Source organism: Kineococcus indalonis (assembly GCF_009906395.1).
GTDB classification, from domain to species: domain Bacteria; phylum Actinomycetota; class Actinomycetes; order Actinomycetales; family Kineococcaceae; genus Kineococcus; species Kineococcus indalonis.
Genome location: NZ_JAAALM010000146.1, coordinates 1 through 8,146 on the forward strand (window position 1 = coordinate 1; position 8,146 = coordinate 8,146).

General features: G+C 77.0%; 6 protein-coding genes. 1 reads left to right on the forward strand and 5 read right to left on the reverse strand.

Annotated elements, in window-relative coordinates; translation table 11 throughout:
• The 5 genes from treS to def all read right to left on the reverse strand — a co-directional run.
• On the reverse strand, positions 1-1,873 hold a 1,873-nt coding region (treS, locus tag GTR00_RS09325), incomplete at its 3' end, for a maltose alpha-D-glucosyltransferase (RefSeq protein WP_407659668.1).
• A gap of 256 nt (positions 1,874-2,129) precedes the next feature.
• Positions 2,130-3,173: an alpha-hydroxy acid oxidase gene (locus GTR00_RS09330; RefSeq protein ID WP_166611354.1), complete on the reverse strand. Its 1,044-nt coding sequence runs from the start codon at positions 3,171-3,173 to the stop codon at positions 2,130-2,132.
• A 77-nt stretch (positions 3,174-3,250) separates the two neighbouring features.
• Positions 3,251-4,672: an RsmB/NOP family class I SAM-dependent RNA methyltransferase gene (locus GTR00_RS09335; RefSeq protein ID WP_323132356.1), complete on the reverse strand. Its 1,422-nt coding sequence runs from the start codon at positions 4,670-4,672 to the stop codon at positions 3,251-3,253.
• A 113-nt stretch (positions 4,673-4,785) separates the two neighbouring features.
• Positions 4,786-5,706 carry a methionyl-tRNA formyltransferase gene (fmt, locus tag GTR00_RS09340; RefSeq protein ID WP_166611356.1) on the reverse strand — a complete coding sequence of 307 codons (921 nt, stop codon included), beginning with the start codon at positions 5,704-5,706 and terminating at the stop codon, positions 4,786-4,788.
• Entirely contained in the window at positions 5,706-6,251 is a 546-nt protein-coding gene (gene def, locus GTR00_RS09345) for a peptide deformylase (RefSeq protein ID WP_166611357.1), read from the reverse strand. The genes fmt and def overlap by 1 nt, the downstream gene beginning before the upstream one ends.
• Before the next feature lie 211 nt (positions 6,252-6,462).
• Here def and GTR00_RS09350 point away from each other — a divergent pair, with 211 nt between their 5' ends.
• Entirely contained in the window at positions 6,463-7,914 is a 1,452-nt protein-coding gene (locus GTR00_RS09350; RefSeq protein ID WP_166611358.1) for a DUF2079 domain-containing protein, read from the forward strand.
• Positions 7,915-8,146: the final 232 nt, after the last annotated feature.

Sequence of the window (8,146 nt, forward strand, 5' to 3'; positions counted from 1 at the left end):
CCGCCAGCAGCTGCTTCAGGCCCGAGGCGAACGACGTCTCCGACTCCAGCTGCGCGGGCAGCGAGCCGTACAGCGAGCGCCCGCGCGGCATCCCGGAGGCGGAGGCGGTCGCCTCCGGCGCGACGTCCATGAGGTCGTGGGCGCCGCGGTGCACCCAGCGGGTGTCGCCGCCGGCGACCAGGTCGCGCACCTGCTCCACCGGCACCGGCAGGGTGCCCGTCAGGTCCCACCCGGACAGGGCGAAGACGCCCGGCTGCCAGGCGTTGAACATCGCCATCAGCAGGTGCGCCCGGCGGATGCCCTCCACGTGCTGCTCGTCGACGTCGTCCAGGGTGCGCAGCCCCTGGGTGGCGGCGATCACGGAGGCGGAGGTGCAGGCGATGCCGTTGGTGGTGAAGACGTGGTTGTAGTCGGCGGCCTCGCCGGTCAGGTGGGCCAGCAGGTCCGCGCGCACCGTCTCGGCCAGCTCCGCACCGGTGACCTCGCGGCCGCGGAAGGCGAAGGTGTCGGCCGCGTGCAGCGTCGCCCAGTGCACCAGCTCGTAGGTGAGCTCGTCGTGGTTCTGCAGGGCGTGCACGAGGCTGACCGGCTCCACGCCCGTCTCCAGGCACGTGCGCAGCGTCAGGCGCAGGAACTCGGTGTCCCCGGTGGCCAGGGCGTGGTGGTAGGCGGGGCGGTTGACGAAGTCGTAGGACAGGTCCGCGCCGACGCGGCCGGTGTCGCGGATGTCCTCCATCGTCAGGTTCAGCTCCTGGAAGGTGAACCCGCCGACCTTGCGCACCATGCCGGCGATGACGTGGTTCGCCGCGTGCGAGAGGGGGTGCCCCTCCGACCACGCCGGCAACCCCTCGGCGGACTTCTCCACGCCCAGGAAGCCGTTGGCGTCCAGGCGCAGGCCGTGGGTGCCCAGGTCGCCCAGGGAGTGCAGGGCGTCGCCGATGACCAGGCGCATGCCGGCGAAGGTGGGGTCCAGCCAGTTGATCGACGGCTGGCCCTGCTTGAAGTAGTGCAGGTACACCCAGCGGCGCACCTTGCCGTCCACGCCGGTCACCGGCGCGGTGGCCGACCAGTTGGTCTCCTTCACCCCCGGCGCGTAGAAGATCACCCGCTGCAGGGCGCCGATGATGTAGCCGTGGTCGGCCAGCTGCTTCTCGGCCGCCGCGTCGAGGTTGACCGCGTCCTCGCCCGCGGGCACCTCGGGCAGCAGGTGCCAGTCCTCCTCGGGGACCTCCACCATGTGGTAGATGCCCGGGTACTCGCGGTAGGCCATCTCGGCCAGACGGAAGTCCGCGCCCTTGCCGGTGTGGCCGGGCACGATGTCGTCGATGACGCTGCCGCCGTGGCGGTCGGCGACCTCGCACACCTCCCGGAACTCCTCCTCGGTGCCGAAGAGCGGGTCGATGTGGGTGCTGATGCGGTCGAAGTGCCCGTCGACGCTGGGCGTCTCGCTCCAGCCGCTCAACCCGCCGGCGCGCTTGACGGGGCCGGTGTGCACCGCGTCGATGCCGATGCGCTGGAAGGCCTGCCACAGCTCGTCGCTGCCCAGCGAGGCCAGGAACGACTCCCCGGGCCGGTTGATCAGCGAGATCGGGTAGGCGGTGAACCACACCGAGGCGGTGGCCAGCGCCCGGCGCGCGTCGGGGCGCGCGTACGGGTTGCGCCACATGCTGGGCTGGCCCGACAGCTGCCGGGACAGCACGTCGGCGTCGGCGAGCATGGACTGGCCCACCAGCCACTGCACGTACGCGGGGTTGTCGCCGTCCGCCGCGCGCGGGTCGGCCACGCGCCGGGCGGTGCCGCGCCCGCCGCGCAGCTGCGCGCGCGGGCGCAGCCGCTGCGGGCGCGCGGGGTAGCGCTGCTCGTCGTAGGTGATCTCCCCGGCGACGCCCCCCTCGGGGGCGTCGCCGTCCGCCGCGGCACGGCCGTCGGCGGTGGTGGTGGTCTCGCGGGACGGGGCGTCCTGCGCGGTTCCGGCGGGTTCGAGCGGCACGAGGTCCTCCTGGTGGTGCGGTCGACGTCCAACGCTGCTCGCCCCGGACCCGGCGCGCACCTCGAGCGCGCGTCGGGCGTGTCGGGGCCCCGGGTCAGCTCCCCCGGTCAGCTCCCCCGGGCCGGGGCCCCGGCCCGGCTCAGGGGCGCGCCACGTCCGAGGGGTGCAGCTGCGCCACGCCCGGCACGCCGAGCTGGCGCAGGGTGGTGACCGTGTCGGCGCGCAGCCGCTCCAGCACGGCGGCCACCCCCGCCTGCCCGTCGGCGGCCAGGCCCCACATCACCGGCCGGCCCACGTGCACCGCCCGCGCCCCCATCGCCAGCGCCGCCACCACGTGGTGGCCCTCGCGCACGCCGGAGTCCACGTGGACCTCCACCTCGCCGCCCACCTCGGCGACGACCTCCGGCAGGGCGCGCACGCTGGTGACGGAGGTGCCCAGGCGCCGGCCGCCGTGCGTGGAGACGATCACGGCGTCGGCGCCGGCGTCCACGCAGCGGCGCGCGTCGCGGGCGGTGAGCACCCCCTTGACGGCCACCGGCAGACCCGTCAGCTCGCGCAGCCAGCCGATGACGTCGGGGGTCAGGTCCTCCGCCGAGCGCATCGCGTGCGGGCCGGCGGCCTCGCGCTCGGCGTCGGTGAGGTTGACCACCCGCGCCTTGCGGTACGTCTCGGGCCAGTCGGTGGGCTCCACGCTGGGCAGCGCCGGCGCCAGGGCGGTGGTGTCCACGGTGAGCACCAGGGCGCCCGCGCCCGCGGCGGCGGCCCGCTCCACCAGGCGCTGCGTCAGGGAGCGGTCCTGCATGACGTACACCTGGTACCACCACGGCGCGCCGGCGGCGGCGACGTCGGCGAAGGCGACGCCGGTGTTGGTGGACACCCCCAGCAGCGTGCCGGCCGCGGCGGCCGCGCGGGCGGTGAGGACCTCCCCCTGCGGGCGGGCGGCCACCTGCTGCGCCATCGGCGCCACCAGCACGGGGAAGGCCACCGGGGTGCCCAGCACGGTGGTGGCCGTGGACACCGCGCTGGTGTCGCGCAGCACGCTGGGCCGCAGCCGCAGCGCGTCCCACGCCTGCAGGCCCTCGCGCTGGCACTGCCCGTAGCCGGCGGAGGTGGAGAAGTACGCCGCCACGTAGTCCGGCAGCTGCTCGTCGGCGCGCCGGTGGACTTCCTCGACCCAGGTCACCCGCCCATCCTGCCCGGCGCGCGCGGCGCCGGGCGGCAGGCCCGCGGGAACGGGCGCGGGACGGACCCCCGCGCGCCTCAGGAGGTGCGGCGCAGCAGCGCCACGTGCATCGCGTCGGTGCCGTGGGTGTGCGGCCACAGCTGCACCGCGCTGCCCGCGGCGGCGCCCGGCAGCTGCGGCGCCACCCGCGCCAGCACCGCCGGGGTGTCCAGGCGCTCCACGCCCACCCCGCGCCGGGCCGCGGCCTTGACCGCGTCGTCGACGACCAGGCGCGTCTCGGCCAGCACCGGCGAGCAGGTGGCGTAGGCCACCACCCCGCCGGGCCGCAGCGCGTCGATCGCCGAGGCGAGCAGGTCGCGCTGCAGCGGACCCAGCGCCCCCAGGTCGGCCGGGGTGCGCCGCCAGCGCGCCTCGGGCCGACGGCGCAGCGCGCCCAGACCGGTGCACGGCGCGTCCACCAGGACGCGGTCGTACGCGCCGGGCTGGTCGGCACCGACCTCGCGGCCGTCGCCGACGCGCACCTCCACGGGCCCCAGCGGACCGGCGGGCACGGCGGCCAGCGAGGAGCGCACCAGCTCGGCGCGGTGCGGGGCGAGCTCCACCGCCGTCAGGTGCGCCCCGCGCAGCACGGCCGCGGCGGCCAGCTGGGCCGCCTTGCCGCCGGGCCCGGCGCACAGGTCCAGCCAGCGCTCGTCGCGGCCCTCGACGTCGGCGGCGGCCAGCACGTGCGCCACGAGCTGGCTGCCCTCGTCCTGCACGCGCGCCCGGCCGGCGCGCACCGCCGGCACCAGGCCGGGGTCGCCGCGCTCGAGCACCACCGCGGTCGGCGACCAGCGTCCCGGGCGCACCGTCAGGGCGCGGTCGTCGCTGAGCAGCTCGGCCGGCTCGGCCAGGCCCGGCAGCACCGTCAGGGCCACCGCGGCGGGGGTGTTGTCCGCGGCCAGCAGCGCGCCCAGCTCGGCGACGTCGTGCCCGTGCGCGCGCAGCGCCTCGCGCAGGGAGCGCACCACCCACTGCGGGTGCGAGGTGCGCACCGCCCAGCCGTCGTCGGTGCCGGCCGGCGGGGCCACCTCCTCCAGCCACGGGCCCAGCTCGCGGCCCACGACGCTGCGCAGCACCGCGTTGACCAGCCCGGAGGGCCCGGCGCCCAGCTCGCTGCGCGCCAGCGCCACCGTGGTGGCCACGGCGGCGTGGTCGGGCACCCGCATCGCCAGCAGCTGGTGCGCCCCCAGGCGCAGGACGTCCAGGACGCCGGCGTCCAGGTCGGTGAGGGGGCGGTCCACGACGGTGGCCAGCAGCGCGTCGTAGGTGCCGCGCCCGCGCAGCACGCCGTAGGCCAGCTCGGTGGCGAAGGCGGCGTCGCGCCCGCCCAGGCGGCGCTGGCGCAGCAGCTTGGGCAGGACGAGGTTGGCGTAGGCGTCCTCCTCCGCCACCGCGCGCAGCACGGCGAAGGCCACGCGGCGCGCGTCGTCGACGCGGGTGTAGCGGTCCTGCTTCACCCCGCGCCGGGGCTCCGGCCCGCGGGGGCGCTCCGCCGCCGGTCCGCGGGCCGGTCCGCGGGCGCCGCGGGCGCCCTGGCTGCGGGGGGACCCGTGGGGTCCGCGCTCGGGCGTCACTGCAGCTCCTCGTCCCCGGGCCGCACGCCGCGGGCCCAGTCCACCGCGGGCATCGCCCGCTTGCCGGCCGGCTGGACCTGCCCCAGCTCGACCAGCCCGTCGCCGGCGCCCACCAGGACGCGGCGCTTCTCGACCACGACGCGCCCGGCACCGGGTCCCTGCCCGGCCAGCGGCAGCACCGGGGCCAGCTTCAGGCGCTCGCCGCGGAAGGTCGTCCACGCGCCGGGGTCGGGGGTGCAGCCGCGCACCCGCCGGTCCACCTCGGCCGGCCCGGCGCGCCAGTCCACGCGGGCCTCCTCCACGGTGATCTTCGGGGCGAGGCTGACGCCCTCCGCCGGCTGCGGCACCGCGGCGGCCGTGCCGGCGGCCAGCGCGTCCAGGACGTCGACCAGCAGGTGCGCCCCGCGCTGGGCCAGGCGCTGCAGCAGGTCGCCGGCGGTGTCGCGCGACCCGACCGGCTCGGTGAGCGAGCCGAGCACGGGGCCGGTGTCCAGGCCCTCCTCGAGCCGGAAGACGCAGGCCCCGGTGACGTCGTCACCGGCCATGACGGCGCGCTGCACGGGGGCCGCGCCGCGCCAGGCCGGCAGCAGGGAGAAGTGCAGGTTGACCCACCCCAGCCGCGGCACGTCCAGCGCGGCGCGCGGCACCAGGGCGCCGTAGGCGACGACGGGGCAGGCGTCCGGCTCCAGCCGCGCGAGCTCGGCCAGGAAGGCGGGCTCGCGCGGGCTGGCCGGCTGCAGCAGCGGCAGGCCCACCTCGCGGGCGCGCTGGGCGACGGCGGAGGCGGCGCTGCGCCGGCCGCGGCCGGCGGGGGCGTCGGGACGGGTGACCACCGCGGCGACCTCGTGGGACGAGGCCAGCAGCGCGTCCAGGGAGGCGACGGCGACGTCGGGGGTGCCGGCGAGGACGAGGCGCACTACCTCGCCTGTCCGAAGGTGGCGTGCGGGGAGACCTTGACCTGCGGGGCCGGTTGACCCAGCCACTCGGCCTCGCGCACCGCCTTCAGCGCCATCTTGCGCTGCGCCTTGTCGAGGCGGTCGATGAACAGGACGCCGTCGAGGTGGTCGGTCTCGTGCTGGAGGGCGCGGGCCTTGAACTCCGAGCCGGTGACCGTGATCGGCTCGCCGTGCACGTCGAAGCCCTTGGCGACCACGTGCAGCGCGCGGCGGGTGTCGGCGACGATGCCCGGGAAGGACAGGCACCCCTCGTCGCCCTCCTGGCACTCCTCGGAGAGGTCGAGCACCGGGTTGACCAGGTGGCCGAGCTCCCCGTCGGCGTGGTAGGTGAACACGCGCAGGCCCACGCCGAGCTGGGGGGCGGCCAGGCCGGCGCCGGGCGCGGCGAGCATCGTGTCCTCGAGGTCCTTGACCAGCTTGCGCAGCTCCTTGTCGAAGGTCGTGACCTCCTCGGCGCGCTGGCGCAGGACCGGGTCGCCGAACAGGCGGATCGGCTGGACTGCCACGGGGCTCCTCGTGGGCGTGGGTCGGCTGGGTGGGTCACCACCGGCGCGCGGGCGCCCGCGGGTGACCAGGAGAGTCTAGGTGCGCGCGGGCGGCACCCGGCGCGCTGCGCGCGGGCACCCGGGGAGCACCGGGTGCCCCGCCGGGAGTCACCGGTGGACGGTGGGCGCGTCGGCGGGCGCCCGGCCGGGGCGGTGGACATCATCGACGGCGATGAGCACGCTGCGCAGCACCGCCCGCCCCGCCCCCGTCGCCGCGCGCCCGCCCGGACGCACCGCCGGGCGGGTCCTGGTGGTGCTCGCCGGGGTGGTCTCGGCCCTGGTGTGCGCGAGCGTGGGGCTGGGCCAGTTCCACCGCGGGATGGCCTCCAACTACGACCTCGGCATCTTCAGCCAGTCGGCGGCGTCGTGGGCGCACCTGCGCCTGCCGGTCTCCGGCGTGCTGGGCGGCACACCCCTGCTCGGCGACCACTTCTCGCCCGCCACGGCCGTCTTCGGCCCGGCGTGGGCGTTGTGGCCGGACCCGCGCTCGCTGATCGTGCTGCAGGCGCTGCTGCTGGGGCTGGGCACCGCGCTGGTGGCGCGCTGCGCGGTGCGGCACCTGCCGCTGCCGGCGGCCGTCGCGGTGGCGGCGGGGGTCGCCGGCGCCCACGCCACGCTGGCCGCAGCCCGCTTCGACGTGCACGAGGTGTGCCTGGCCGTGCCGCTGCTGGCGCTGACGGCCACGGCCCTGCTGGAGCGCCGGCACGGAGCAGCGGCGGCGTGGTCGGTACCGCTCCTGCTCGTCAAGGAGGACCTGGGCGCCACCGTGGCGGTGGTGGCGGTCCTGCTGTGGTCGCGCGGCAGGCGCCGGCTGGGTCTGCTGCTGGGCGCGGTGGCGGTCACCGGGGTGGCGGTGGCCTTCGCGACGATGCTGGCCGTCGACCCCGCGCACGACCTGAGCCGGCTGGCCGCGTTCGGCGGCTCCTCGAGCACCGCCGCGCCGCCGGAGCCGGTGCCGGCTGGGGAGGCGCTGCGGCTGCGCGGGTGGGTGCTGCTGACCGCGCTGGCCGGCGGTGGGCTGCTGTGGGTGACCTCGCCGGTGGCGCTGCTCGTAGTGCCGACGCTGGCGTGGCGGCTGGCCTCGGCCACCCCGAGCTACTGGTCGCCGGGGCTGCACTACGGCGCGGTGCTGGTCCCCGTGGCCGGCGTGGCGCTGGTGGACGTGCTGCAGCGCCTGCGCGGACACGGCCGAGCCGGAGCAAGGGTTGTGTCCGCAGCGGCCGTGGTGGCGGCGCTGGCGTCCTGGACGACCACCGCGCTCGTGCTGCCCGTGCGGGACCTGCCGGCGCCCTGGCAAGCGTCCACGTGGCAGCCGGGCGGATACGTGCGCGACCTGCGCGCGGCCACCGCGGATCTTCCTGACGGATCGCGCCTGGCGGCGGACAACACCAGCGGCCCCTACCTGCTCGGCAGCGCGGGCGGCGCGCACGACGTGGTCGGGTGGTCACCGGACACCCCGCTGCAGCAACTGCCGGACGTGGTCGTGCTGGACACCTCGCGCTCGTCCACCGGCGCGTCCCTGGCCCGCAAGGAGCGGTGGCTGGCCGACGTCGAGGCGCTCCGGGGAGTGCGCACCCGGCAGGTGGGAACCACCCTCGTGGTGGACCTCACGGATGCGGACTGACTGCCAAGACGTACACCTCGAGCGGGCGGCGGGTTGTGCTGTTGGACGTCGCTGCCCGCCCCCGCGCGCAGCGCCCCCCGAAGCACTGCAGGACAACACCCCCCGGATACGTGGAAAGGGCCCGCACCCCCCACCAGGGGGCACGGGCCCTGACACCACTCACCCAACAAAAGAGGAGTGGCCGGCGGTGTCCTACTCTCCCACCCAGTCTCCCGAGCAGTACCATCGGCGC

Bases quoted from the DNA above. Each gene is read 5' to 3' on its own strand.
- GTR00_RS09350 (WP_166611358.1), top strand. From the start codon at position 6,463: ATGAGCACGCTGCGCAGCACCGCCCGCCCCGCCCCCGTCGCCGCGCGC.